The 24,550-nt window shown below is 71.4% G+C and carries 25 protein-coding genes; 21 read left to right on the top strand and 4 right to left on the bottom strand.

The genetic code is table 11. The features are described from left to right. Position 1: 1 nt before the first annotated feature. The 8 genes from DVR05_RS19835 to truA all read left to right on the top strand — a co-directional run bounded on the left by DVR05_RS19835 (position 2) and on the right by truA (position 4,963). On the top strand, positions 2-454 hold the full coding sequence (locus DVR05_RS19835) for a DUF1707 domain-containing protein (RefSeq protein WP_116247459.1): 453 nt from the start codon (positions 2-4) through the stop codon (positions 452-454). A gap of 367 nt (positions 455-821) precedes the next feature. Then, positions 822-1,043, top strand: coding sequence for a translation initiation factor IF-1 (gene infA, locus DVR05_RS19830; protein ID WP_013156135.1), 222 nt, complete (start codon positions 822-824; stop codon positions 1,041-1,043). A 52-nt stretch (positions 1,044-1,095) separates the two neighbouring features. Beyond that, positions 1,096-1,209 (top strand): 50S ribosomal protein L36, encoded by a 114-nt coding sequence (gene rpmJ / locus DVR05_RS19825; protein ID WP_013156136.1) that lies wholly within the window; start codon positions 1,096-1,098, stop codon positions 1,207-1,209. A 207-nt stretch (positions 1,210-1,416) separates the two neighbouring features. Further along, positions 1,417-1,797, top strand: a complete 381-nt coding sequence (gene rpsM, locus DVR05_RS19820) for a 30S ribosomal protein S13 (RefSeq protein ID WP_017598560.1) — start codon at positions 1,417-1,419, stop codon at positions 1,795-1,797. Positions 1,798-1,861: 64 nt separating this feature from the next. After that, positions 1,862-2,269 carry a 30S ribosomal protein S11 gene (gene rpsK, locus DVR05_RS19815; RefSeq protein ID WP_116247412.1) on the top strand — a complete coding sequence of 136 codons (408 nt, stop codon included), beginning with the start codon at positions 1,862-1,864 and terminating at the stop codon, positions 2,267-2,269. A gap of 181 nt (positions 2,270-2,450) precedes the next feature. Next, the gene (locus tag DVR05_RS19810) at positions 2,451-3,473 is read left to right on the top strand and encodes a DNA-directed RNA polymerase subunit alpha (RefSeq protein WP_017598562.1); all 1,023 of its coding nucleotides are present in this window, start codon (positions 2,451-2,453) and stop codon (positions 3,471-3,473) included. Between the two features lie 70 nt (positions 3,474-3,543). Beyond that, positions 3,544-4,017, top strand: a complete 474-nt coding sequence (rplQ, locus tag DVR05_RS19805) for a 50S ribosomal protein L17 (RefSeq protein WP_116247411.1) — start codon at positions 3,544-3,546, stop codon at positions 4,015-4,017. A gap of 100 nt (positions 4,018-4,117) precedes the next feature. Next, entirely contained in the window at positions 4,118-4,963 is an 846-nt protein-coding gene (gene truA / locus DVR05_RS19800) for a tRNA pseudouridine(38-40) synthase TruA (protein ID WP_116247410.1), read from the top strand. A gap of 208 nt (positions 4,964-5,171) precedes the next feature. Here truA and DVR05_RS19795 read toward each other — a convergent pair whose 3' ends face one another. Next, entirely contained in the window at positions 5,172-5,999 is an 828-nt protein-coding gene (locus DVR05_RS19795; protein ID WP_232832232.1) for a hypothetical protein, read from the bottom strand. 1,353 nt (positions 6,000-7,352) lie between these two features. Between DVR05_RS19795 and rplM the strand changes: the two genes are divergently transcribed. The 4 genes from rplM (at position 7,353) to DVR05_RS19775 (ending at position 11,030) form a co-directional block, all read left to right on the top strand. Continuing rightward, positions 7,353-7,802, top strand: coding sequence for a 50S ribosomal protein L13 (rplM, locus tag DVR05_RS19790; RefSeq protein WP_116247457.1), 450 nt, complete (start codon positions 7,353-7,355; stop codon positions 7,800-7,802). A 37-nt stretch (positions 7,803-7,839) separates the two neighbouring features. Next, the gene (gene rpsI, locus DVR05_RS19785; RefSeq protein WP_116247409.1) at positions 7,840-8,349 is read left to right on the top strand and encodes a 30S ribosomal protein S9; all 510 of its coding nucleotides are present in this window, start codon (positions 7,840-7,842) and stop codon (positions 8,347-8,349) included. Between the two features lie 161 nt (positions 8,350-8,510). Next, positions 8,511-9,848, top strand: coding sequence for a phosphoglucosamine mutase (gene glmM, locus DVR05_RS19780; RefSeq protein WP_116247408.1), 1,338 nt, complete (start codon positions 8,511-8,513; stop codon positions 9,846-9,848). A gap of 192 nt (positions 9,849-10,040) precedes the next feature. After that, the gene (locus DVR05_RS19775; protein ID WP_116247407.1) at positions 10,041-11,030 is read left to right on the top strand and encodes an ROK family glucokinase; all 990 of its coding nucleotides are present in this window, start codon (positions 10,041-10,043) and stop codon (positions 11,028-11,030) included. A 154-nt stretch (positions 11,031-11,184) separates the two neighbouring features. Here DVR05_RS19775 and DVR05_RS19770 read toward each other — a convergent pair whose 3' ends face one another. Next, positions 11,185-11,781 (bottom strand): Uma2 family endonuclease, encoded by a 597-nt coding sequence (locus DVR05_RS19770; RefSeq protein ID WP_116247406.1) that lies wholly within the window; start codon positions 11,779-11,781, stop codon positions 11,185-11,187. Positions 11,782-11,888: 107 nt separating this feature from the next. After that, positions 11,889-12,629, bottom strand: coding sequence for a GntR family transcriptional regulator (locus DVR05_RS19765; RefSeq protein ID WP_116247405.1), 741 nt, complete (start codon positions 12,627-12,629; stop codon positions 11,889-11,891). 223 nt (positions 12,630-12,852) lie between these two features. On the opposite strand from DVR05_RS19765, the gene DVR05_RS19760 reads away from it, so the two are divergent. Further along, a complete protein-coding gene (locus DVR05_RS19760; protein ID WP_116247404.1) occupies positions 12,853-13,857 on the top strand; it encodes a Gfo/Idh/MocA family oxidoreductase in 1,005 nt (334 codons plus the stop codon). A gap of 2 nt (positions 13,858-13,859) precedes the next feature. Here DVR05_RS19760 and DVR05_RS19755 read toward each other — a convergent pair whose 3' ends face one another. After that, positions 13,860-14,948, bottom strand: a complete 1,089-nt coding sequence (locus tag DVR05_RS19755; RefSeq protein WP_116247403.1) for a LacI family DNA-binding transcriptional regulator — start codon at positions 14,946-14,948, stop codon at positions 13,860-13,862. Between the two features lie 265 nt (positions 14,949-15,213). Here DVR05_RS19755 and iolC point away from each other — a divergent pair, with 265 nt between their 5' ends. The 8 genes from iolC to DVR05_RS19715 all read left to right on the top strand — a co-directional run bounded on the left by iolC (position 15,214) and on the right by DVR05_RS19715 (position 24,537). Next, positions 15,214-16,146, top strand: a complete 933-nt coding sequence (gene iolC, locus DVR05_RS19750) for a 5-dehydro-2-deoxygluconokinase (protein WP_116247456.1) — start codon at positions 15,214-15,216, stop codon at positions 16,144-16,146. After that, positions 16,136-17,029 carry an aldolase gene (locus tag DVR05_RS19745; RefSeq protein ID WP_116247402.1) on the top strand — a complete coding sequence of 298 codons (894 nt, stop codon included), beginning with the start codon at positions 16,136-16,138 and terminating at the stop codon, positions 17,027-17,029. The genes iolC and DVR05_RS19745 overlap by 11 nt, the downstream gene beginning before the upstream one ends. Further along, a complete protein-coding gene (gene iolB, locus DVR05_RS19740) occupies positions 17,026-17,916 on the top strand; it encodes a 5-deoxy-glucuronate isomerase (RefSeq protein WP_116247401.1) in 891 nt (296 codons plus the stop codon). Before DVR05_RS19745 ends, iolB begins: the two co-directional genes overlap by 4 nt. After that, complete coding sequence (gene iolD / locus DVR05_RS19735; protein ID WP_116247400.1) at positions 17,916-19,799, top strand: 3D-(3,5/4)-trihydroxycyclohexane-1,2-dione acylhydrolase (decyclizing); 1,884 nt, start codon at positions 17,916-17,918, stop codon at positions 19,797-19,799. The genes iolB and iolD overlap by 1 nt, the downstream gene beginning before the upstream one ends. Before the next feature lie 26 nt (positions 19,800-19,825). Continuing rightward, positions 19,826-21,322: a CoA-acylating methylmalonate-semialdehyde dehydrogenase gene (locus tag DVR05_RS19730; RefSeq protein ID WP_116247399.1), complete on the top strand. Its 1,497-nt coding sequence runs from the start codon at positions 19,826-19,828 to the stop codon at positions 21,320-21,322. Between the two features lie 127 nt (positions 21,323-21,449). Further along, positions 21,450-22,367 (top strand): TIM barrel protein, encoded by a 918-nt coding sequence (locus tag DVR05_RS19725; RefSeq protein ID WP_116247398.1) that lies wholly within the window; start codon positions 21,450-21,452, stop codon positions 22,365-22,367. 116 nt (positions 22,368-22,483) lie between these two features. Then, positions 22,484-23,470: a substrate-binding domain-containing protein gene (locus tag DVR05_RS19720; protein WP_116247397.1), complete on the top strand. Its 987-nt coding sequence runs from the start codon at positions 22,484-22,486 to the stop codon at positions 23,468-23,470. Positions 23,471-23,472: 2 nt separating this feature from the next. Beyond that, positions 23,473-24,537 (top strand): ABC transporter permease, encoded by a 1,065-nt coding sequence (locus DVR05_RS19715; protein ID WP_116247396.1) that lies wholly within the window; start codon positions 23,473-23,475, stop codon positions 24,535-24,537. The last annotated feature ends 13 nt before the right edge of the window (positions 24,538-24,550 follow it).

Raw genomic sequence — 24,550 nt, 5'->3', positions numbered from 1 at the left:
GGTGTCCGAACCGGTTCCGTCGATGCGGACGTCCGACGAGGAACGCGACCGGGTGGCCCGACTCCTCCAGGAGCAGTTCGCCCAGGGGCGGCTGGACCAGGAGGAGTTCACCGACCGCCTGGGGCAGGCGTACAAGGCACGCACCGTCGGCGAGCTGGCGGAGGTGACCAGGGACCTGCCCGAGCGCGACCTCGCCGACCTGCCCGGCTCCGCCCCCCGCGGCGCCGAGTTCGCCGTGGCGCCCCCGATCAGCATGCGCGACCCGGCCTTGCTCGTGCCGTGGATCCTCTACGGCGGCGTCAACGTCCTGTGCTTCGTCATCTGGCTCATCCTCTTCCTCACCGGACAGAACAGCTACCCGTGGTTCCTGTGGGTCCTGGGCCCGTGGGGGATCGTGATGGGTGTGGTGACCGTGGGCGTGCTGGCCGCCCAACGGGGTCAGGACGGCGGTTGATCTCCGGACCGTGTGTGCTTCGGGCCTCCGCTCCGCCTCGCCCCGTGTCCGGGTGCCGGGCCCGGGCGGGCCGTTTCGCCCCGTCGACGTGACGGTGTAGGGTTCTCTGCCCGCCGGTTAGGAGTACTTGCCCGGAGGGGATAGACTGACACTGCCCATACGCGGGCTGTTGGGTCAGTCTGCCTTCTTCGTGCCCCGTCTTCCCGACGACGTACGCTCTCGCAGTTGGCCCGAACTTCCAGTGTGCTTCGGCGTCGACGACGGTTGGCTTCCCTGCACCGTCGTCGGGGCCCTCGTGTCATGCGAGGGCACACCGGACCCGTCGGGTTGTCCTGATCAACCAATCGATGAGCGAGGCGTGGAGGACATGGCAAAGAAGGACGGCGCCATCGAGATCGAGGGTTCCGTTGTCGAGTCCCTACCCAACGCTATGTTCAAGGTAGAGCTCGACAACGGGCACCAGGTCCTTGCCCATATCAGCGGCAAGATGCGGATGAACTACATCCGTATTCTCCCCGACGACCGCGTCGTCGTGGAGCTGAGCCCGTACGACCTCACGCGCGGGCGCATCGTTTACCGCTACAAGTAGCCCGTCGCGGGCCGCACGGCCCAGAGCGGGTGACATCGAGTTCGGAGTCACCATGAAGGTCAAGCCGAGCGTGAAGAAGATCTGCGCGAAGTGCCGCGTGATCCGCCGTAACGGCCGGATCATGGTCATTTGCTCGGACCCGCGGCACAAGCAGCGCCAGGGCTAGCACCCTCGCTCGCCGCGGCTTCCGCGTCGCGACCGCCCGGAACGGGGAACGCGTTCCCCACTGGGCCTGCAAGAACGAACACCTGTTCCGATTCCCGGGAGTGCCCGGGAACCACCCCCGGTCGGAGGCCGGGGCCTCGTCGGTTGGGCGACGGGAGGGTGGAACGGGTCAGACCTCCGCACACACATTGGATGGAGTCTCGCCCACATGGCACGTATCGCCGGCGTCGACCTCCCCCGCGACAAGCGGGTGGAGATCGCTCTCACGTACGTTTTCGGGGTCGGTCGCACGCGCGCGCTCGAAACGCTGAAGAACACCGGTGTCGACGGCAACACGCGCGTCTACAACCTGTCCGAAGAGGACCTGGTCAAGCTGCGCGAGTGGATCGACGCCAACTACCAGGTCGAGGGTGACCTGCGTCGTGAGGTCCAGGCCGACATCCGTCGCAAGATGGAGATCGGCAGCTACCAGGGCATCCGGCACCGTCGTGGCCTCCCGGTCCGCGGTCAGCGCACGCAGACGAACGCCCGTACCCGCAAGGGCAAGAAGAAGACCGTGGCCGGTAAGAAGAAGGCCGGTAAGAAGTAGTCCGCTCGGACTGTCGACCGCGTCCGAGACACACACGGACCGATGATCTCTGGGAGTTTCGCTCATGCCGCCTAAGGGCCGTCAGCAGGGTGCCGCGCGTAAGGTGCGCCGCAAGGAAAAGAAGAACATTGTTCACGGTCACGCTCACATCAAGAGCACGTTCAACAACACGATCGTGAGCATCACCGACCCCACCGGTGCCGTGATCTCGTGGGCCAGCTCCGGACAGGTGGGCTTCAAGGGTTCGCGTAAGTCGACCCCGTACGCCGCGCAGATGGCCGCCGAGGCCGCCGCGCGCCGTGCCCAGGAGCACGGCGTCCGCAAGGTGGACGTCTTCGTGAAGGGCCCGGGCTCCGGTCGGGAGACCGCCATCCGCTCGCTCACCGCGACCGGTCTCGAGGTCGGCTCCATCCAGGACGTCACCCCGACTCCGCACAACGGCTGCCGTCCGCCCAAGCGCCGCCGGGTCTGACCCCCGGCCGTCGCACCGCGCCTCCTACCGCGCGGGGCGTACGCGGCGCTTGGCCCGCGTGGTCCCCGTTGGGGCCGCGCGGGCTGGGTAGGAATCCGAGTAGTGGACACCGTCGTCTGGACGGTGTCCGTCCGATGGCCGTCAAATAGCGGTCGGCCATGTGGAAGGGAAGACACGGACCATGTTGATCGCACAGCGTCCCACGCTGACCGAGGAAGCCATCTCGGACCTGCGCTCGAAGTTCGTCATCGAGCCGCTGGAGCCGGGTTTCGGTTACACCATCGGCAACTCGCTTCGGCGTACCCTGCTGTCCTCCATCCCCGGCGCGGCTGTCACCAGCATCCGCATCGAGGGCGTCGAGCACGAGTTCACCACCGTGCCCGGTGTCAAGGAGGACGTCACCGAGATGATCCTCAACCTCAAGGGCCTGGTCGTCAGCTCCGAGCACGACGAGCCGGTGCTGATGTACCTGCGCAAGCAGGGCCCCGGTGTGGTGACCGCGGCGGACATCGCCCCGCCGGCCGGTGTCGAGGTGCACAACCCCGACCTGCACATCGCCACGCTGAACGGCAAGGGCAAGCTGGAGATGGAGCTGACGGTCGAGCGCGGCCGCGGTTACGTCTCGGCGACGCAGAACAAGCAGGCGGGCCAGGAGATCGGCCGCATCCCGATCGACTCCATCTACTCGCCCGTGCTGCGTGTGACGTACAAGGTCGAGGCCACCCGTGTCGAGCAGCGCACCGACTTCGACCGTCTGATCGTCGACATCGAGACCAAGCCGGCCATCCGTCCCCGTGACGCGGTCGCCAGCGCGGGCAAGACCCTGGTCGAGCTGTTCGGCCTGGCGCGCGAGCTCAACGTCGACGCCGAGGGCATCGACATGGGCCCGTCGCCGACGGACGCCGCCCTCGCGGCGGACCTGGCGCTGCCGATCGAGGACCTCAACCTCACGGTCCGGTCGTACAACTGCCTCAAGCGTGAGGGCATCCACAGCGTTGGCGAGCTGGTTGCCCGCTCCGAGCAGGACCTGTTGGACATCCGCAACTTCGGCGCCAAGTCCATCGACGAGGTCAAGCAGAAGCTCGTCGACATGGGCCTGTCGCTGAAGGACTCCCCGCCCGGATTCGACCCCAGCACCGCGGCTGACTCCTACGGCTCCGATGACGACGAGGGCCAGTCCTTCGTCGAGACGGAGCAGTACTAACCGACCTTCGTCGCCCACATGGTCCCCGGCCGAGTGCGGCCGCGGACCGCATCACTAGGAGAACGACACCATGCCCACGCCTACCAAGGGCGCCCGTCTGGGTTCCGGGCCCGCTCACGAGCGGCACATCCTGCGGAATCTCGCCACCGCGCTGTTCGAGCACGGCCGTGTCCGCACCACCGAGGCCAAGGCCAAGCGCCTGCGCCCCTACGCCGAGAAGCTCATCACGCTCGGCAAGCGCGGTGACCTCCACGCCCGCCGCCAGGTCCTGACCGAGATCACGGACAAGTCGGTCGTGCACGAGCTGTTCACCGAGATCGGTCCGCGCTACGAGAACCGCCCCGGTGGTTACACGCGCATCACCAAGATCGGTCCGCGCAAGGGCGACAACGCCCCGATGGCGGTCATCGAGCTCGTCGAGGCGCTCGCCGCCCCGGCCGCTCCGGCCAAGGCCCCCGCCGCCGAGGCCACCGAGGCCCCGGTCGAGGAGACCGCTGAGGCTCCGGCCGAGGCTTCCGCTGAGGAGAGCTCCGAGAGCAAGTAGGACGCGATGGCGTGGTCGGGCGAGGACCCGGCGCCCACCGTCCGTCGAGTGCCCGATCCCCTGGGGGTCGGGCACTCGTGTTTCTTCCGGGAGGGGTGCGATGGACGACAACGACACGACGGTCCGGCTGCGGCTGGACATCGCCTACGACGGCACGGACTTCTCCGGATGGGCGGTCCAGCCCGGTCGGCGTACGGTCCAGGGGGAGCTGGAGGCCGCGCTGGCGCGGGTACTGCGGCTGCCCTCGGTCTCGCTGACCTGTGCCGGGCGCACCGACGCCGGGGTGCACGCCAGGGGGCAGGTGGCCCAGGCCGACGTCCCGGCGGCGGTCTGGGAGAGCGAGGGGGAGCGGGTGGCGCGCCGTCTGGCCGGTGTGCTGCCCAGGGACGTGCGGGTGACCGGGGTGCGGTTGGCGCCGCCCGGGTTCGACGCGCGCTTCTCACCGCTGTTCCGGCGCTACGCCTACCTGGTGAGCGACGCTCCCTACGGGGCCGACCCGCTGCTGCGGCGGTACGTGCTCTGGCACCGGAACCCGCTGGAGGTGGACCGGATGAACGAGGCCGCGGCGCGTCTGGTGGGCGAGCACGACTTCGCGGCGTTCTGCCGGAAGCGGGAGGGCGCCACCACCATCCGTGAACTGCTGCGCCTGGAGTGGGAGCGCACGGACCGGTACCTGCTGCGGGGGACGATCCAGGCGGACGCGTTCTGCCACAACATGGTCCGCGCGCTCGTGGGCGCGCTCCTGGCGGTCGGGGACGGCCGCCGGGGGGTCACGTGGCCCGGCGAGGTGCTCGACGCCGCTGTGCGTGATTCCTCGGTGCACGTGGTGGGGCCGGAGGGGCTCAGCCTGGAGGAGGTGCGCTACCCGGCCGACGAGGAGCTGGCCGAGCGCGCCACCGCCACCCGGAGGGTGCGGACCCTGCCGTGCCCGGGTCACCGGGGCTGAGCGCGAGGGGCGTACGGGGTTCTGCAGGACGGGGCGAGCCGCCGGTGAGGGACGAGGCGGGCGCCGCCGAGGATGAAGGACACCGTTCTCCACGCCCCGAGCCCCGGCCGAGCTTTGTGGGGACGCGCGGACGGCGAGGACACCCGAACACGCGTGAGGGCGCCCGGAACGGCTTCCGGGCGCCCTCACGCGTGTCGACGGCGGCGCGTCAGGCTCCGCCGTCCGTGAGCAGGCCGAAGGTCTCGTCGAGGAAGCCCTCGCCGATCGTCTGGAGTTCGGTCGCGACCTGCGAGTCCTCCTCCGCGTCGTTGCCGTCCTTGTTGGCGGCCAGGGAGAAGACGATGTGGTTGCCCCACTGGCCGCTGCTGCCGTAACCGCCGGCGAAGCCGAGGCGCTCGGTGCCGCTGCCCTCCTCGCCCGCGAGTCCGGCGAACCACCTGGCGGCGACCAGGTTCTGTTCGCTCTGGGCGGTGACCGCCTCGCCCTCCGTGGCCATGGTGGCGATTCCGACCGTGACGGCCCGCGTCTCCTCCTCGTTGAGGTAGGAGGCCCGGATGACCTGTTCGCAGTTCTGCTCGGTCAGGACGGCGCCGTAGTCGCCGTGGGCGGCGGTCGCGCAGTCCTCGGTGTCCTCCGTCACCACGCGGGTGAAGGTGCCGGCGCCCTCGATGTCGACGGTCTCCGGGAACAGGGCCTCGGCGGAGAGCGGCCCCTCGGGGCCGGTGGCGCCGTCGGAGGAGCCCCCGGAGGAGGCTCCGTTCCGGGCGAAGAGGAAGGCTCCGCCGCCCGCGACGACGAGCAGCGCGACGAAACCGGCGATGAGGAGGAGCTTCGTCCTCCCCCCGCCGGAGTCGCGGGACCCGGTGGACGGCCGGTCGGAGTAGCCGTCGTAGTCGTCCAGGTCCTGGAGGTCGAACTGTGCGGTGGCCGCGCCCGCGTCCTCGGGGACCTCGTCGCGGTAGAGCGGGCGGTCCTCGCGCGGGCCGAGAGCGGCGGGGACCGCCTGGATGTGCTGTGTGGGGCCCGCGGCGTCCACCGGGAGCGCGGGGTCCGCCTGGTGCGCGCCGGGCGGCTGGTGGCCCTGGGGTATCTGGCCGGGCGGCTGGGCGTACGGCGGCGGGTTGATCGGTGCGCCCTGCGGCGGCGCTGGGGGCGGGGGCGGTCCCTGCGGGGTTCCCGTCGGGGGCGCCCCGGGGGGCTGGCCGCCGCTGCCCTGGTGGACGGCCGGAGGCTGTCCGTGGTCGCCCCGGGCGGGTTGCCCGGGGCCGCCCGGCGAGGGTCGGCCGGGGGTGCCGGGCTGTCCCGGAGGGAACGGCGGCTGCGGCGGTGCCGCGGGACTGTGTGGGGCCGTGCCCGGACGCTGGGGCGGTTGCGGGCCGGATCCGGGGCGGCCGACGGGCGGGTTCGGGCCGCTGGGTGTGGGATGTGTCATCCCGGGCTGGCCGCCCGTCGGGGCGGAGCCGTACGGCTGCCGCGTTCCGGGACCCATCGGCGGCTGTCCTCCGCTCGGCGACCCCGGGGCCGACGGGCGGGACGGAGGTGTCTGCGGGCCGCTGGGGCCGCCGGGCACGGGGGCCTGCGGACCGCTCGGGCCGTTGTGTACGGGAGCTTGGGGCCCGCTGGGAACGCCGGGTCGGGGGCCGCCGGGGCCGGTCGACGGGGGCGGGGAGAACGGCTGCCCGTACGCGTCGGGGTGCGGCGGAAGGGGCATCGGCTGTCCGGGCGCGCCGTGCGGCGCCGGGGCGCCGTGTGTGGGATGCTGACCGTCGGGCCGGGCCGGGGCGGGGCCGAGCAGGTCCTGTCCGTCACCGCTCTCCGGGCCGGTGGGATACCCGTCGGGGCCGGGCTGCGGCTGGTTCGGGTGCGTACTGATGGGTGTCTCCGAAGGCTCAGAGGGGGGATTGGACGGCCGCCGGGTCCCTGCTCGGGGCTACCGTGACGGGCGTCTCCACGATTCGCGTCCGCGCCCGTCGAGGCGGGCTGAGAACGGCCTTTCGGTGCAAGCGTAGCCAACGCGGAGGCGGGGGAAGGACGAAGCACTCCCGACGGCAGGCATAATAAAAGGCGGAGAGGTCACGGATGTGACCCCGTGCCGGCGCTTTCCCGCCAGGCGTGGTCTTGCCGGGTCGCCCCGCCGCTGGCTTTGACCTGCGCATGGTGGCCAGGTAGGATATTCCGTCGTTGTGCGTTGAGTTGCCGTGGGCCCCAGACTCGAAGAAGTCGGGTGCCGATCCACGCACCATCGTCTGCGCACTCACCTCCGGATCGTCCTCATTGGCATGGGACATCCGGCCAAGAACGTCCCGCAACCGCGGCGGCGTTTCGTAATACGAGTCCGCCATCCCCGTGCGGGATGGGGCAGCCGACTGAAGAGCGAAGGCAAACGATCGTGCGCACATACAGCCCCAAACCAAGCGATGTTCAGCGTCAGTGGCATGTAGTCGACGCCACCGATCTCGTGCTCGGGCGTATGGCGAGCCAGGTTGCCACGCTCCTTAGGGGTAAGCACAAGCCGTACTACGCGCCCCACATCGACACCGGCGACTTCGTGATCGTCGTGAACGCCGAGAAGGTCGCCCTGAGCGGTAACAAGCTGGCCCAGAAGCGCGCCTACCGGCACTCCGGCTACCCGGGCGGTCTGCGCTCCGTGGCCTACGCCGAGCTGCTGGAGAAGCACCCGGAGCGGGCCATCGAGAAGGCCGTCAAGGGGATGCTGCCCAAGGGTTCGCTCGGCCGCCAGATGGCCAAGAAGCTCAAGGTGTACGCCGGGCCGGAGCACCCGCACCAGGCCCAGCAGCCGGTGCCGTTCGAAATCAGCAAGATCGAGCAGCCCGCCTAGGCGTTCGCGAGACTTTACAGGAAGCACGAGGAGAACCGTGTCCGAGCCCACCGGCATCGAAGACGTCGCCCAGGACTACGCGGAGAACCCGGAGGAGTTCCCCTCCGAGTACACCAGCGAGTCCGACGAGACGACCGCCGCCTACGTCCCCACCGCCTCCGGCCCCAGCGCCGGCACCGGTCGCCGTAAGCAGGCCGTCGCGCGTGTCCGCATCACTCCCGGTGCGGGCGAGTGGAAGGTCAACGGGAAGCCGCTCGAGGTGTACTTCCCGGACAAGGTCCACCAGCAGACCATCAAGGAGCCGCTCGTCTCCCTCGGGTTCGACGGCGCCTACGACGTCTTCGCCCGTCTGGACGGCGGCGGCACCAGCGGCCAGGCCGGTGCGCTGCGCCACGGCATCGCCCGTGCGCTCGCGGCCCTGGACCCGGAGAACAACCGCCCGACCCTGAAGAAGGCCGGCTTCCTCACCCGCGACTCCCGCGAGGTCGAGCGGAAGAAGGCCGGTCTCAAGAAGGCGCGCAAGGCTCCCCAGTTCTCCAAGCGCTAGTGCTCATGCGCCGACACCCGCTCGGCTGAGTCTCCACCCGTGCGTCGTCCCCGAGTCGGGGGCGGCGTACGGGTTTTTCGCTTGTTCGGTGGCGTCCGCGCCACGTCGATCTTCTTCTCCGGCGCCGTGTCCGGCGCCGCTTTCGAAAGGGGCTGTGGCCTGTGGCACGGCTGTTCGGAACAGATGGTGTACGGGGTGTCGCCGGTCGGGACCTGACCGCCCCACTCGCTCTGGAGCTGTCCGTCGCGGCGGCCCGCGTGCTCGCCGACCGTACCGAGGGGTGGCGTCCCCGGGCCGTCGTGGGCCGGGACCCGAGGGCCTCGGGTGAGTTCCTGGAGGCGGCCGTGGTCGCCGGACTGGCGAGCACCGGTGTGGACGTCGTCCGGGTCGGCGTCCTGCCGACCCCCGCCGTCGCGTTCCTGACCGGGGAGCTGGACGCCGACTTCGGCGTCATGCTCTCCGCCAGTCACAACCCCGCTCCCGACAACGGGATCAAGTTCTTCGCGCGCGGCGGCCAGAAGCTGGAGGACGCGTTGGAGGACGAGATCGAGGGGATGCTCGGCGTCCCCGCGCCCCCGGTCGTCGGCGACGCGGTCGGACGGGTCACCGACGCCACCGACGGGGCGGAGCGCTACGTCGAGCACGTGTTGTCGTCGCTGCCGCACCGGCTGGACGGGTTGAAGGTCGTCGTCGACTGCGCCAACGGCGCGTCGTCCACCGTGGCGCCCGAGGCGCTGCGCCGGGCGGGCGCCGAGGTCGTGACGATCGGCGACCGGCCGGACGGGCTCAACATCAACGAGGGGTGCGGGTCCACGCACCTGGAGGCGCTCCGCGAGGCGGTGGTGCTGCACGGAGCGGACGCCGGTATCGCCAACGACGGCGACGCCGACCGCTGCCTGGCCGTGGACGCCGAGGGGCGGGTGGTCGACGGTGACCACATCCTCGCGATCCTGGCGGTGGAGGCCAAGGAGGCGGGCCGTCTGGTCGAGGACACCCTGGTGGTGACGGTCATGTCCAACCTCGGGCTCAAACAGGCGATGGAGCGTGAGGGCATCGCCGTGGTGGAGACCGCCGTCGGCGACCGGTACGTCCTGGAGGAGATGAAGCGCGGCGGGTACGGCCTGGGCGGGGAGCAGTCCGGGCACGTCATCCTGTTGGACCACGCGACCACGGGGGACGGCGTCCTGTGCGGTCTGCACCTGCTGGCCGCGATGGCGCGACGGCAGCTGGGTCTGGCGGAGCTGGCCAAGGTGATGACGCGGCTGCCGCAGGTGCTGATCAACGTGTCCGGTGTGGACAAGTCCCGGACCCACCAGTCCGAGGAGCTCGCCGCCGCCGTGCGCGAGGCGGAGGCCGAACTCGGCACGAGCGGGCGTGTGCTGCTCCGGCCCAGCGGGACCGAGCCGAAGGTGCGCGTGATGGTCGAGGCCCCGGAACAGGAGCAGGCCGGTGCCGTGGCCGAGCGCCTGGCCGCCGCGGTGCGGTCGGCGCTGGGCTAGACGGACGCCTTCGGCGCAGCCCTGTCCGTCAGCACCCTGCCGGCGCCCGAGCGACGAACCCCCTCGGGTGACCGGTGGAACGGAACGGAGCCGAGGTCTGTGGGCAGAGAGACGGGCGTGTGAGCGTTGTGATGACCGGGGGCCGTCCCGACGGCCCCCGGTCATCGCGTGTCGGGACACTGGAGTGAACGTATGACGGAGCCACGGGCCGAGGACGCCCTGACGATCGGGGTGGACATCGGCGGGACCAAGGTGGCCGCCGGTGTGGTCACGGCCGAGGGACACGTGCTGGCCCGCCTGCGGACCGAGACTCCGGAGCGGAGCAAGAGCCCGGCCGTCGTCGAGGAGACGATCGTCGGTGTCGTCCGGGAACTGATGCGGGAGTTCACGGTGGTCGCCGTGGGAGTGGGCGCCGCGGGGTTCGTCGACGAGCAGCGCGCGAACGTCCTGTTCGCCCCGCACCTGTCATGGCGCCGGGAGCCGCTCCGTGACGCGCTCTCCGACCGGCTCGACCTGCCGGTCGTGGTGGAGAACGACGCCAACGCCGCCGCCTGGGCGGAGGTGCGCGCCGGGGCGGGGCAGGGCGTGGACAACGTCGTGGTGGTGAACCTGGGCACCGGGATCGGCGGGGCGGTGGTCCTCGGCGGACGGCTGCACCGCGGCCGCTACGGGCTGGCGGGGGAGTTCGGCCACATGACGGTGGTCCCGGGCGGCCACCGGTGTGAATGCGGCAACCGGGGCTGCTGGGAGCAGTACGCGAGCGGGAACGCCGTGACCCGGGAGGCCCGGGAACTGGTGCGCGCCGAGTCGCCCGTGGCCCGGGTGCTGCACCAGGCCGTGGGCGGTGACGCCGACCTGATCACCGGACCCCTGGTCAGTGAGCTGGCGAGCAAGGGCGATCGGGCGTGCGTGGAGATCCTGGAGGACGTGGGGACGTGGCTGGGTACCGGCCTGGCCAACCTGGCGGCCGCGTTCGACCCGGAGCTGTTCATCATCGGCGGCGGGGTGTCGGAGGCCGGTGAGCTGCTGCTCGGCCCGGCCCGGACCGCTTTCGAGCGCAACCTGACCGGGCGGGGCTACCGGCCGACCGCGCGTGTGGTCGCGGCGGCGCTGGGCAACGAGGCGGGGCTGATCGGTGCCGCCGCACTGGCGCGGGAGACGCTTCCGGACCGGGAGCACTGACCGCCCGGCCGGCGCACGGCGGGGAAGGAAGGCCCCGACGGTGACAGTGTCCGTCGCCGTCCCCGACAGTCCGGAGGGCTTCGCCACCCTCGCGGCGGGACCGCCGCGGCAGGTCCGACCGAGACCCGGTCGACGCCGTGCCGGACAGATGGTGTTACCTCCGGGCCAGTGCCCTCACGTCGATGTCCATGGGGAACGGGACGTCCAGTTTGAGCCGCTCCCGGGCAATGGTGATCGGGACGTACCTGGGGTCCCGCGTCCCGTCGAGCTCGTAGACGTGGATCGCGGGGCCGTTCTTCTCAGGCTCGATCCGCCAGAAGTGGGGGATGCCCGCCTGGGCGTACTTGAGCGGTTTGGTGGTGCGGTCCCGGTCCTGGGACTCCTCGGACACGATCTCGACGGCGATGAGCACGTCCTCGGGCGGGACGTGGGTGGCCCTGTACCAGTCGAGGCGGTCGTCGTCCCCCTCCTCGTACCTGTAGACGAGGACGTCCGGTTCCGGCCGCTGGTACTTGCCCAGCTTCATGGTCATCTCGTGCAGGATGTCGATGCCTTCCGGGGCCACCTCTTCCAGGGCGGCCACCAGGCGGAGCATGACCTTGGCGTGGAACTTGGTCTGGGGGGACAGCAAAACGAGCGCTCCGTCGATGAGTTCCATCCGGGGGGCTCCCGGGGGAAGTTCGTCCATGTCATCGGCGGTCCAGCCGCCGGGTGGTGGGGTGAACCATTCAGGGAGCGGCTCGGCGGTCATCGAATCCTCCACGGTCGATTCCTGGGGCCACTCTAGTACTGCCGGTCTTCTCATGGCAGGAACGTAGCGCACGGTGACGACACGATCGCGGGGGTTCGCGGAGAGGGTCAGTCGGTCAGGGTGAGCTCGAAGGAGTAGCGCGAGGCCCGGTACACGTGCGATCCGACCTCGACCACCCGGCCGACGTCGTCGTAGACGGTGCGCTCCATGGTCAGCAGCGGGGCCCCGCGCGTCTCGTCGAGCACGCGCGCCTCCGCGGCCGTGGCGTTGCGCGCCCCGATGCTCTGCGAGGCGATCTTCAGCGTGACGCCCGCCGCCCGCAGCAGCTGGTAGAGCCCCTGGTGGGCGAGTTTTCCCTCGTCGAGGTCGACCAGCCCGACGGGCAGGTAGTTGTGCATGAGGGCCAGCGGTTCGTCGCGCGCGTAGCGGAGCCGCTCCAGCACGTACACCTCGGTGCCGGGATCGACCTCCAGCGAGGCGGCGACCGCGTCCGGCGGGGCCTCCACGGCCAGCCTCAGGACCTCGGTCCGGGGGTGCTCCCCGGCGCGGCTCAGGTCGTCGTACAGGCTGGACAGCTCCAGCGGTCGGCGTACGCGGGGCATGACGACCTGGGTTCCCACGCCGCGTTTGCGGACCAGGAGTCCCCGGTCCACCAGGTACTCGATGGAGCGGCGGAGCGTGGGCCGGGACAGCCCGAGCCGTTCGGCGAGGACGAGTTCGTTCTCCAGGCGCGTGCCCACGGCCAGCTCGCCCGACGTGATGCGCCGCTCCAGCTCCTGGGCTACCTGGAAGTACAGGGGTACCGGGCTGGACCGGTCGATCGGGATCGACAGCGGGGTCTCGGTCACGTGCGCGTCCGTTCGTCGTGTGCGGCCTCGGAGGAGTCGCCCTCCCCCGGTCAGTGTAATGATGCCCGGTTGTCTTTACGTTCATAGGTAATTATGTCTAGACAAACTATTGACAGGTCTGTTTCGCCCGAGTGAACATGGGGCCGTGGCTGTGACCCACGGAACAGCCACGTGAACCCCGGGGCCGACCGGTCCCGGAGCCCGGACACCGGAAGGGGTGGGCATGCGCGTCGGACTGGTGGGAGCGGGACGCATCGGTGCGTCGCACGCGGCGGCCATCGCCGCGCGGCCCGAGGTCGGCGAGCTCGTCCTGGTGGACGCCGACGGCGCCCGCGCCCGCGACGTCGCCGGGCGGGTCGGGGCCCACGTCGCCGGAACCATCGACACCCTCCTCCACCCCGGGGCGGTCGACGCGCTCGTGGTCGCCGCCGCCACCTCCGCGCACGCCGAGCTCATCCTGGCCGGGGTCCGCGCCGGGACGCCGGTCTTCTGCGAGAAGCCGGTCGCGCCCACCGTCGCGGAGACCGTCGACGTCCTGCGCGAGGTCGACAAGCGCCGGGTCCTGGTCCACATCGGCTTCATGCGGCGCTTCGACGCCGGGTACGCCGAGGCGCGGCGGGCCCTGCGCGACGGCGAACTGGGCGAGCTGCACCGCGTGCACGCCGTGACCTGCGACGCCGCGCCGCCGCCCGCCGAGTACCTGCCGACCTCGGGCGGACTCTTCCGCGACTGCCTCGTGCACGACTTCGACATCCTGCGCTGGGTCACCGGCCGCGAGGTCGCGGAGGTCCATGCCTACGGCGCCAACCGCGGCGCCGGGTACTTCGCCGCGGCCGACGACGTCGACACCGCGGCGGCGGTTCTGCGCATGGACGACGGGACCCTGGCCACCGTGCAGGGCTCCCGCTACAACGGCGCGGGGTACGACGTGCGGATGGAGCTGGCCGGTTCGGCCGGGACCGTCGCGGTCGGCCTCGACGGGCACGCAGCCCTCCGCTCGGCCGAGGCGGGGGCGGACTTCCCCTCCCAGGACCCCCACCACGAGTTCTGGTCCCGGTTCGCCCCCGCCTACGGCGCCGAGATCGCGGCCTTCCTCGGCGCCGTGCGCGAGGGCGGCCCCAGCCCGTGCACCGTCGCCGACGCGCTGGAGGCGGTCCTGGTCTCGGACGCCGCCGAACGGTCGCGCCGGGAGGGCCGACCGGTGCGGATCGAGGAGGTGCGCCCGTGAACTCAGCAGGTCCCGGCGGCCCGCGGGGCGGCCGTCGTGCCGCGCACCACGAGCTCCGGTTCGAGCACGCTGACCCGCGGGGGCAGGTCCGGCGACGCCAACCGGTCGATGGCGGCGCGCACGGCCGCGCGGGCCAGCCCCTGGACGTCCTGGCGGACCGTCGTCAGCTGGATGTGCGCGAGCCGGGCCAGCGGGATGTCGTCGAACCCGACCAGCGAGATGTCCTCGGGGACCCGCACCCCGGCGCGGGTGATCGCGTCGAGGAAGCCGATCGCGGACCGGTCGTTGCTGGCGAACAGCGCGGTGGGGACGCGCCCCTCGGCGAGCAGCCGGTGCGCGGCCTCGGCCCCGCTGGACTCGGTGTGGTCGCCCGGCAGGACCCGCACGCGGTCGGCCAGGCCGCGGCGGCGCATCCAGTCGCGGTAGGCGCGCCTGCGCTCGGCCGATCCCGCGCCGGTGCCGCCGTCCAGGTGGGTGATGTCCCGGTGGCCGAGTCCCCCCAGGTGGTCGAGTGCCTGGCGGGTCGCCCTGCCCTCGGCCGTGCGCACGGTGTCCACGTGGACACCGGGGAAGCGCGGGCCGACCGACACCACGGGGACCCGTTCGACCACCTCGCCGAGGAAGTCCGTGGTCGTCTCGGGGCCGAGCAGGATCAGCGCCTCGCAGCGGTGTCCGAGCAGGGCGCCGACCGCCTTCTCCGTATGCCGGGTGCGCGCGTGCGCCGACAACAGGACGTCGTAGCCGACCAGCTCCGCCTCCGTGTACACCGCCTCGACGAGGTCGGCGTGGAACGCGTTGTGCACCGTGAGCATGACGCCGAGCACCCGGCTCCGCGAGCTGGCCAGGGTTCGCGCGGCCACGTCCGGCCGGTAACCGATCTCCTCGGCCGCGCGCAGAACCCGCGCGCGGGTCTGCGGGCTCGCACCCGGGGCGTCGCGGAAGACCACGGAGACCAGGGCGCGCGAGACCCCGACCCGGGCGGCGACGTCCTCCATGGTGGGGCGCCGGTTCCCGCGCCGGTTCGGACGCTTCGAGGCGTCGTCCCCGGGGGCGGTGTCGCCGTCGGTGTTGGTCACTCTGTCGCCTCCCATCGCCCTACCTCTCCTACCAGATCCGGAACGGGGTATTGACACCACATGTGACCTGGATCACCATTGCTCAGACTAGAGCGCTCTAGTAGAGCGCGCTAGTCCCGGGAGTTCATCCCCCGCGGCCGGCGCCGTCCGGAGCGCGGGACACCACCGACGAACCGCACCCGAGGAAGAGAAGAGAAGCCCCGGTGTACCGCTATCCACGGAGGTCCCCGTGAACGCCAGTGCAGGCCGAAGCTCCGACGCGCCCTTCGGCGTCGTCACCATGGGCCGCGTCGGCGTCGACGTCTACCCCGAGCAGACCGGGGTCGGCCTGGACGCGGTGAGCTCCTTCGGCAAGTTCCTGGGCGGCAGTCCCACCAACGTCGCCGTCGCCGCCGCGCGCCACGGCCACCGGTCCGCCGTGATCACCCGCACCGGCGACGACCCCTTCGGCCGGTTCGTCCACCGGGCGCTGCGCGGGTTCGGAGTCGACGACCGCTTCGTCACGCCGGTCGCCGACCTGCCGACCCCCGTGACGTTCTGCGAGATCTTCCCTCCGGACGACTTCCCCCTGTACTTCTACGGCCGCGACCCCGTCGCGCCCGACCTGATGATCCGGGCCGAGGACCTCGACCTGGACGCGATCGCCACGGCGGACGTGTTCTGGGTGACCGTCACCGGCCTGAGCCGGGAGCCGAGCCGCACCGCCACCCTGGAGGCCCTCCGGGCACGGGGACGGCGGGGGATCACCGTCATCGACCTCGACTACCGGCCGATGTTCTGGGAGTCCCGCGCGGAGGCCCGCCGCTGGGTCGCCGAGGCGCTCCCGTACGCCACCGTCGCCGCGGGCAACCTCGACGAGTGGGAGACCGCGGTCGGGGACCGCGACCCCCAGGCCGCGGCCAAGGCCGGGCGCGCGGCCGGAATCGACCTCGCCGTCGTCAAACGGGGACCCGCCGGGGTGCTCGCCGTGGACGACTCCGGCCAGGTCAGCGTCGCTCCGGTCCCGGTCGAGGTGGTCAACGGCCTCGGCGCGGGCGACGCCTTCGGCGGCGCGCTGTGCCACGGCCTGCTCTCCGGGTGGGACACCGAACGCGTCATGCGCTTCGCCAACGCCGCGGGCGCCATCGTCGCCTCCCGCCTGTCCTGCTCCGACGCCATGCCCACCTCCGCCGAGGTCGAGGCCACACTGGAGGAGGCGGCCCATGCCGGATGACCTGTTCAGATCCATCGTCGAGACCCGCCTGCACCACCCCGACGCCATCGCCGAGGCCGCCGCCGAGCGGGTCCGGCCCGCCTCGCCCGTGGCGGGGAACGGCAAGGCGATGATCGTCGCCGCCGACCATCCCGCCCGCGGCGCGCTGCGCTCGGGCAGCCGTCCGATGGCCATGGCAGACCGCGCCGACCTGCTCGACCGGCTGCGCACCGCGCTGGCGCGTCCCGGCGTCACCGGTGTCCTGGCCACGGCGGACATCCTGGAGGACCTGCTCCTGCTGCGGAACCCCGACGGGAGCGGGGTCCTGGACGGCAAGTCGGTCTTCGGCTCGATGAACCGCGGCGGGCTGGCCGGTGCCGCGTGGGAGATCGACGACCGGTTCACCGGCTACGACGCCGCCGGGATCGCCCGGATGGGTTTCGAGGGCGGCAAGATGCTGCTCCGGCTGGACTACGACGACGACCGGACCGTCCCGACCCTGGAGAGCTGCGCCAGGGCGGTCGACGAGCTCAACGCCGCCCGCGTCATCGCGATGGTCGAGCCGTTCATCTCCGGCCGCACCGGGGGCGTGGTCCGCAACGACCTGTCGCCGGACGCGGTCGCCCGCTCCGTGGCCATCGGCTCCGGGCTCGGCAACACCTCGGCCCGCACCTGGCTCAAGCTCCCGGTCGTGGACGAGATGGAGCGGGTCGTGGCCACCTCCACCCTGCCCACGGTCCTGCTGGGCGGGGAGTTGTCGCAGGACCCCGACGCCGCGTTCGCCCGCTGGGGCGAGGCGCTCAAACTGCCCAACGTCATCGGCCTGACCGTGGGCCGGTCCCTGCTGTACCCGGCCGACGACGACGTCGTGGCCGCCGTCGACACCGCTGTGGGGTTGCTGTGAGTCCGACCGACACCAAGCACTACCTGCCTGCGGGAAGCACCGCGGCCAAGCCCTTCCGAACCGTCATCACCCCCGAGTCCGCGGGGTGGGGCTACTGCGGGCTGCGCGTCCTGGAACTGGCGCCCGGCGCCACCGAGCAGATCACCACGGGGGACGCCGAGACGCTCGTCCTGCCGCTGGACGGCGGCTGCGTCGTCACGGTGGACGGACAGGAGTTCCGCGTCACCGGGCGGCGGAGCGTGTTCACCCGGGTCACCGACTTCGTCTACCTGCCGCGCGACTCCCGCGCCACGGTCACCAGCAGCGGGGGCGGCCGGTTCGCGCTCCCGTCCGCGCGCTGCGACCGGCGCCTGCCCGCCAGGTACGGCGCCGCCGAGGACGTCCCGGTCGAACTGCGCGGCGCCGGCCAGTCCAGCCGCCAGGTGAACAACTTCTGCGTACCGGGGACCTTCGAGGCGGACCGGCTCATCGCCTGCGAGGTGCTCACCCCCGCGTCCAACTGGTCCTCCTACCCGCCGCACAAGCACGACGAGGCCACCGGGACCGAGTGCGAACTGGAGGAGATCTACTACTACGAGGTCTCCGAGGGGCCCACCGGCCCCGGCATCGGCTACCAGCGGGTCTACGGGACCGAGAAGCGTCCCATCGACGTCTTCGAGGAGGTCCGCAGCGAGGACGCCGTCCTCATCCCGCACGGGTGGCACGGCCCCTCCATGGCCGCCCCCGGATACGACCTGTACTACCTGAACGTCATGGCGGGCCCCGGCGAGGAACGCGCCTGGAGGATCTGCGACGACCCCGCCCACGGGTGGGTGCGCCAGACCTGGGCCGACCAGGAGACGGACCGCCGCCTGCCGCTGACCTCCGCCGTCGAGAGGGAGGCGTGATGACCCGGTCCACCGTCAGGCTCACCACGGCCCAGGCCCTGGTCCGCTTCCTCGCCGCGCAGTACAGCGAGCGCGACGGCGTCGAGCAGCGGTTCATCCCCGGGGTGTGGGGCATCTTCGGGCACGGCAACGTCGCCGGCCTCGGCCAGGCGCTGCTCCAGGCCGCCACGACCGGCGAGGCCGACCTGCCCTACTACCTGGCCCGCAACGAACAGGGCATGGTCCACGCCAGCGTCGGGTTCGCCAAGACCCGCAACCGGCTCCAGACCTTCGCGTGCTCGGCCTCGACCGGCCCCGGCTCCACCAACATGGTCACCGGCGCCGCGCTGGCCACCACCAACCGCATCCCGGTCCTGCTGCTGCCCAGCGACATGTTCGCCACGCGCATGCCCGACCCGGTGCTCCAGCAGTTGGAGGACACCCGGGGCGGCGACGTCACCGTCAACGACGCGTTCCGGCCGGTCTCCAAGTACTTCGACCGGATCACGCGCCCCGAACAGCTGATTCCGGCGGCCCAGGCCGCCCTGCGGGTGCTCACCGACCCGGCGGAGACCGGGGCGGTCACCCTCTGCCTGCCCCAGGACGTCCAGGCCGAGGCGTACGACTGGCCGGTGGAGTTCTTCCGCCGGCGCGTCTGGCACATCGGCCGACCGGTGCCCGAGCCCGACGCCCTGGCGCGGGCCGCCGACGTGATCCGCCGCGCGGAGCGGCCGCTGATCGTCGCGGGCGGCGGCGTGGTCTACTCCGAGGCGTGCGCGGCCCTGCGCGCGTTCGCGGAGGCCACCGGTATCCCGGTCGCCGACACCCACGCGGGCAAGGGGGCGCTTCCGTGGGACCACGACCGCGCCGTCGGCGGGATCGGCTCCACCGGCGCCAGGAGCGCCAACACGCTCGCCCGCGAGGCGGACGTGGTGATCGGCGTCGGCACCCGCTACAGCGACTTCACCACCGCCAGCCACACGGTCTTCGCCGACCCGGACGTCACCTTCGTCAACCTGAACGTGGCCCGGCTGGACGCGGCCAAGCACGCCGCCACCCAGCTGGTCGCCGACGCGCGCGCGGGCCTGGAGGCGCTGCGCCGGGAACTGGCCGGCTGGGAGGTCCCGGCCGACCACTGGGCCCGCTCCCGGGCGCTGGCCGACGAGTGGGCCGCCGTCACCGACGCCTGCTACACCGTCGAGCACGGCCCGCCGCCCGCCCAGACGGCCGTGCTCGGAGCGCTCAACGACGTCCTCGACGACCGCGACGTGGTCGTCAACGCCGCCGGGAGCATGCCCGGGGACCTCCAGATGCTCTGGCGGGCCAGGGACCCGAAGTCCTACCACGTCGAGTACGCCTACTCCTGCATGGGCTACGAGGTGGCCAGCGGGACCGGCGTCAAGATGGCCGATCCCTCCCGTGAGGTGGTCGTCCTGGTCGGCGACGGGTCCTACCTGATGATGGCCCAGGAGATCGTCACGATGGTCTCCGAGCGGATCAAGGTGATCATCGTCGTGGTCCAGAACCACGGTTTCGCCTCCATCGGGTCCCTGTCGGAGGAACTCGGCTCCCAGCGGTTCGGCACGAGGTACCGCTACCGCGACCCGTCCACCGGACAGCTCGACGGGCCCGTCCTGCCCGTCGATCTGGCGGCCAACGCCGCGAGCCTCGGCGCCCGCGTCATCCGCGCCGACGGGATCGAGGAGTTCCGCCAGGCCCTCGTCGAGGCCAAGGCCGCCGACACCACCACGGTCGTGCACATCGAGACCGACCCGGAGGGCCCCAACCCGCCCGGCAGCGCCTGGTGGGACGTGCCCGTCAGCCAGGTGTCCGACCTCGACTCCACCCGCGACGCCTATCCGACCTACCGCTCGCACAAGCAGGGACAGCGCCACTACCTGTGACGCCTCCCGGATCCGAGGAACCCACAGTGAAGACCATCCAGCACTGGATCGACGGGGCCGCGACCTTCGGGGCCTCGACCCGCACCGCGCCGGTGTGGAACCCGGCGACGGGGGAGCGGCAGGCCGACGTCCTGCTCGCCGAGCCTTCCGCCGTCGACGCCGCCGTCGCCGCGGCGGCCAGGGCCTTCGAGAGCTGGGGCGACTCGTCCCTGACCAAGCGCACGCGCGTGCTGTTCTCGCTGCGCGAGCTCCTGGCCAGACACGAGGACGAGATGGCCCGGATCATCGCCGCCGAGCACGGCAAGGTGGTCGACGACGCCAGGGGCGAGATCGTCCGCGGCCGCGAGGTCGTCGAGTACGCCTGCGGCATCGTCAGCGCGCTCAAGGGCGGCTACTCCGACCAGATCTCCACCGGGGTCGACTCCTTCGACTTCCGTCAGCCGCTCGGCGTCGTCGCGGGGATCACCCCGTTCAACTTCCCGATCATGGTGCCCCTGTGGATGCACCCGATCGCGATCGCCTGCGGCAACACGTTCGTGCTCAAGCCCAGCGAGCGCGACCCGTCGGTGTCCAACCTCGTCGCCCGGCTCTACGCCGACGCGGGGCTGCCCGACGGCGTGTTCAACGTGGTGCACGGGGACAGGACCGCCGTCGACGCGCTCCTGGACCACGGGGACGTCGAGGCCGTCTCCTTCGTCGGCTCCACGCCGATCGCCAGGTACGTGCACGAGCGCGGCACCGCCTCCGGCAAGCGCGTCCAGGCCCTGGGCGGAGCCAAGAACCACGCGGTCGTCATGCCCGACGCCGACCTGGAGTTCGCCGCCGACCACCTGACCGCGGCCGCGTTCGGCTCCGCCGGTCAGCGCTGCATGGCGATCTCCGTCGCGGTCGCCGTCGGCGAGGCCGCCGACGCCCTGGTGCCGGTGCTCGCCGACAAGGCCAAGGCGGTCAGGGTCGGCCCGGGGCAGGACCCCTCGAACGAGATGGGCCCGGTCATCACCGCCCAGGCCCGCGACCGCGTCGCCGGGTTCGTCACCTCCGGAGAGGAGCAGGGCGCGGTGGTCGTGGTCGACGGCCGCGACCTGAGGGTGGAGGGGCACGAGGAGGGCTTCTTCGTCGGCCCGTCGGTGCTCGACGGGGTCACCCCGGACATGGACGTGTACCGGGAGGAGGTCTTCGGGCCCCTGCTGGTCATCGTCCGCGCCGCCGATCTGGACGAGGCGATCGCGCTGGTCAACGCCAACCCGTACGGCAACGGCACCGCCATCTTCACCAGCGACGGCGAGGCCGCGCGCCGCTTCCAGCGCAGGGTGACGGTCGGGATGATCGGCGTCAACGTGCCGATCCCCGTGCCGATGGCGCACTACTCCTTCGGCGGCTGGAAGGACTCGCTCTTCGGCGGGAACCACATCCACGGCCCCGAGGGCGTGCGGTTCTACACCCGCGCCAAGGTCGTCACCAGCCGCTGGCCGCACGTCGGCCGCTCGGTCGAGGCCGCCTTCAACTTCCCCACCCACGGTTAGGGGGTGTCCGCTCCGGGCCTCCGCTCCGGCCCGGGTCCGGGCGCCCGGACGACACCCCGAAAACCCCTCGCCGCGAAACCGCGACCGGCTCCGGCCGGGTGACCAGCCACACCCCTCACGAAACGAGATGGACATGACGGAGAAACTGGTCCTGGGATCCGCCCCCGACTCATGGGGGGTGTGGTTCCCGCAGGACGAACACCAGACGCCGTGGCACCGCTTCCTCGACGAGCTGGCCGAGGCCGGGTACGAGTGGCTCGAACTGGGTCCGTACGGCTACCTGCCCACCGAGCCGAAGCGCCTCGCCGACGAGGTCGGCCGGCGCGGCCTGAAGGTCTCCGGCGGCACGGTGTTCGGCAACCTGCACGACCCGGACGCATGGGACGACACCGTCGCCACCGTCCGGAGGGTCGCCGAGCTCACCGCCGCCGTCGGCGCGCACCACCTGGTCTTCATCCCGCCCATGTACCGGGACGAGAAGACCGGGGAGTTCACCGAGTCCCCGACGCTCGACGACGGCCGCTGGAGGAACCTCCACCGGTCCGCCGACGAGCTCGGCAGGATCCTGCTGAACGACTACGACGTGCGCCTGTGCCTGCACTCGCACGCCGACACCCACATCCAGACCCAGCCCGAGATCGAGCGGTTCCTCGACGGGACCGACCCCGACCTGGTTTCCCTGTGCCTGGACACCGGCCACGTGGCCTACGGCGGCGGTGACGCCGTGGACCTGATCCGCCGGTACTCCGAGCGCGTCGACTACGTGCACATCAAGCAGATGGACCCGGAGGTCGTCCGGCAGGTCCACGAGGAGAAGCTCGGTTTCGGCGAGGCCGTCAAGCGCGGCGTGTGCGTGGAGCCCCCGGCGGGCGAGCCCTCGCCCAAGGCCGTCATCGACGCGCTCGACGAGGTCGACGCCCGGCTCTTCGTGATCGTCGAGCAGGACCTGTACCCGTGCGAGCCGGACGTTCCGCTGCCCATCGCGGTCCGGACCCGCAGATACCTCAACAGCTGCGGATTGGGAGCGCGCCACCAGAGGGCCTGACGTCCGTACCACACGCTGAGCCCGCCGCCCAAAGCGCGGACTCCCCGCAAGTCGCACCGGCCCCTGCGACCAACCACAGGTTGAGTGAATCCCCCAGACCGACAAGAGGTCGAACCATGAAGCGCAACACCACCCACACCGCCCTGATCGCAGGGGCCGTGAGCCTGTCGCTCGCCGCGACGGCGTGCAGCTCGGAGGGAGGCCGGGAGACCGGCGGAGGCGGCGGTGACGTCGAGCTGCCCGACATGACCGTCGCGATGATCACGCACGAGGTCCCCGGTGACACCTTCTGGGACATCATCCGCGCGGGAGCCGAGGACGCGGCGGCCAAGAGCGGGATCGAGCTGGAGTACTCCTCCGCGCCGGAGGCCCGGGAACAGGCCAACCTCATCCAGAACGCCATCGACCGCGAGGTGGACGGCATCGCCGTCACCCTCGCCAAGCCGGACGCGCTGGAGGGCGCCATCTCCGACGCCGTCGAGGCGGGCATCCCGGTGGTCGCGTTCAACTCCGGGATCGAGGAGTGGCAGGACATGGGCGTGCTGGAGTACTTCGGCACCGACGAGCACCTGGCCGGTACCGCGTTCGGGGAGCGGCTGAACGACGTCGGCGCGGAGAAGGTCATGTGCGTCATCCAGGAGCAGGGCCACGTGGCCCTGGAGACCCGGTGCGCCTCCCTGGGCGATGCCTTCGAGGGCGAGTCCGAGGTGCTGTACGTGGACAGCGCGAACATGCCGGAGGTCCGGTCCAGCATCGCCTCCAGCCTCCAGGCGGACGAGGAGTTCGACTACGTGGTCACCCTGGGCGCGCCGATCGCCATGACCGCCGTCGACGCGGTCGACGACGCGGGCAGCGACGCGAAGGTGGCCACCTTCGACACCAACCGGGACCTCGTCGGCGCCATCCAGGGCGGCATCGTCGAGTGGGCCGTCGACCAGCAGCCCTACCTCCAGGGCTACCTGGCCGTGGACGGCCTGTGGCTCCACAACACCAACGGCAACATCTCCGGCGGCGGAAGCGAGCCCGTCCTGACCGGTCCGGCGTTCATCGACGAGACCAACATCGACGAGGTCGCCGTGTTCGCCGAGGAAGGAACCCGGTGACGATGAGCCAGACCCTCACGTCCGAGGCGCTGCGTCCGGGGGGCGGTTCGGAGAGAACCCTCCGGGTGAGCCGCAGATCCACGCTGCGCCGCTTCATGACCCGACCCGAGGTCGGCTCCCTGGTCGGCGCGGTGATCGTCTTCACCGTCTTCTTCACGATCGCCGACCCGTTCCGCTCGGCGGGCGCGTTCACCAACATCCTCTACGCCAGCTCGACCATCGGCATCATGGCCGTGGGCGTGGCGCTGCTGATGATCGGCGGTGAGTTCGACCTGTCCGCGGGTGTCGCGGTGGTCGCCTCCGGCCTGTCCGCGGCCATGTTCTCCTGGTACTTCTCGCTGAACGTGTGGGTCGGTGTCCTGTTCGCCCTGGCGGTGTCGCTCGCCATCGGGTTCCTCAACGGGTGGATCCTGGTCCGCACCAGACTGCCCAGCTTCCTGGTGACGCTGTCGATGTTCCTGATGCTGCAGGGGCTCAACATCGGCATCACCAAGCTGGTCACCGGCAGTGTCTCCACCCGCAACATCTCGGCGATGGACGGCTTCGACTCGGCCCGCGCGGTCTTCGCCTCCAGCTTCGGCGTCGCGGGGGTCGAGGTCCGCGTGACCGTCCTGTGGTGGATGGTGTTCGTCGGACTGGCGACCTGGGTGCTGATGCGCACCAAGGTCGGCAACTGGATCTACGCGGTCGGCGGCGACGCCGAGAGCGCCCGGGCGGTCGGTGTCCCGGTCGCCAAGGTCAAGATCGGCCTGTTCATGACGGTCGGCCTCATGGCCTGGTTCTCCGGCATGCACCTGCTCTTCATGTTCAACACGGTGCAGTCCGGTGAGGGCGTGGGCAACGAGCTGCTGTACATCATGGCGGCCGTCGTCGGGGGATGCCTGCTCACCGGTGGCTACGGAACGGTGATCGGCGCCGCCGTCGGCGCGTTCATCTACGGCATGACCCGCCAGGGCATCGTCCTCGCCGGCTGGGACAACAACTGGGTGTTCTTCTTCGTCGGGGCGATGCTGCTGCTGGCCGTCGTGGTCAACGGCTGGGTCCGTACACAAGCGAACAAGAGGTGACCGGGGTGAGCAC

It is taken from the genome of Nocardiopsis sp. FIRDI 009 (assembly GCF_003386285.1).
Classification (GTDB): domain Bacteria; phylum Actinomycetota; class Actinomycetes; order Streptosporangiales; family Streptosporangiaceae; genus Nocardiopsis.
The sequence above is the reverse complement of the archived record's forward strand: the minus strand, read 5'-3'. Positions and strand labels throughout refer to the sequence as shown.

Bases quoted from the DNA above. Each gene is read 5' to 3' on its own strand.
- infA (WP_013156135.1), top strand. From the start codon at position 822: ATGGCAAAGAAGGACGGCGCCATCGAGATCGAGGGTTCCGTTGTCGAG.
- rpmJ (WP_013156136.1), top strand. From the start codon at position 1,096: ATGAAGGTCAAGCCGAGCGTGAAGAAGATCTGCGCGAAGTGCCGCGTG.
- rpsM (WP_017598560.1), top strand. From the start codon at position 1,417: ATGGCACGTATCGCCGGCGTCGACCTCCCCCGCGACAAGCGGGTGGAG.
- rpsK (WP_116247412.1), top strand. From the start codon at position 1,862: ATGCCGCCTAAGGGCCGTCAGCAGGGTGCCGCGCGTAAGGTGCGCCGC.
- DVR05_RS19810 (WP_017598562.1), top strand. From the start codon at position 2,451: ATGTTGATCGCACAGCGTCCCACGCTGACCGAGGAAGCCATCTCGGAC.
- rplQ (WP_116247411.1), top strand. From the start codon at position 3,544: ATGCCCACGCCTACCAAGGGCGCCCGTCTGGGTTCCGGGCCCGCTCAC.
- truA (WP_116247410.1), top strand. From the start codon at position 4,118: ATGGACGACAACGACACGACGGTCCGGCTGCGGCTGGACATCGCCTAC.
- DVR05_RS19775 (WP_116247407.1), top strand. From the start codon at position 10,041: ATGACGGAGCCACGGGCCGAGGACGCCCTGACGATCGGGGTGGACATC.
- DVR05_RS19770 (WP_116247406.1), bottom strand. From the start codon at position 11,781: ATGACCGCCGAGCCGCTCCCTGAATGGTTCACCCCACCACCCGGCGGC.
- DVR05_RS19760 (WP_116247404.1), top strand. From the start codon at position 12,853: ATGCGCGTCGGACTGGTGGGAGCGGGACGCATCGGTGCGTCGCACGCG.
- DVR05_RS19755 (WP_116247403.1), bottom strand. From the start codon at position 14,948: ATGGGAGGCGACAGAGTGACCAACACCGACGGCGACACCGCCCCCGGG.
- iolC (WP_116247456.1), top strand. From the start codon at position 15,214: ATGGGCCGCGTCGGCGTCGACGTCTACCCCGAGCAGACCGGGGTCGGC.
- DVR05_RS19745 (WP_116247402.1), top strand. From the start codon at position 16,136: ATGCCGGATGACCTGTTCAGATCCATCGTCGAGACCCGCCTGCACCAC.
- iolD (WP_116247400.1), top strand. From the start codon at position 17,916: ATGACCCGGTCCACCGTCAGGCTCACCACGGCCCAGGCCCTGGTCCGC.
- DVR05_RS19725 (WP_116247398.1), top strand. From the start codon at position 21,450: ATGGACATGACGGAGAAACTGGTCCTGGGATCCGCCCCCGACTCATGG.
- DVR05_RS19720 (WP_116247397.1), top strand. From the start codon at position 22,484: ATGAAGCGCAACACCACCCACACCGCCCTGATCGCAGGGGCCGTGAGC.
- DVR05_RS19715 (WP_116247396.1), top strand. From the start codon at position 23,473: ATGAGCCAGACCCTCACGTCCGAGGCGCTGCGTCCGGGGGGCGGTTCG.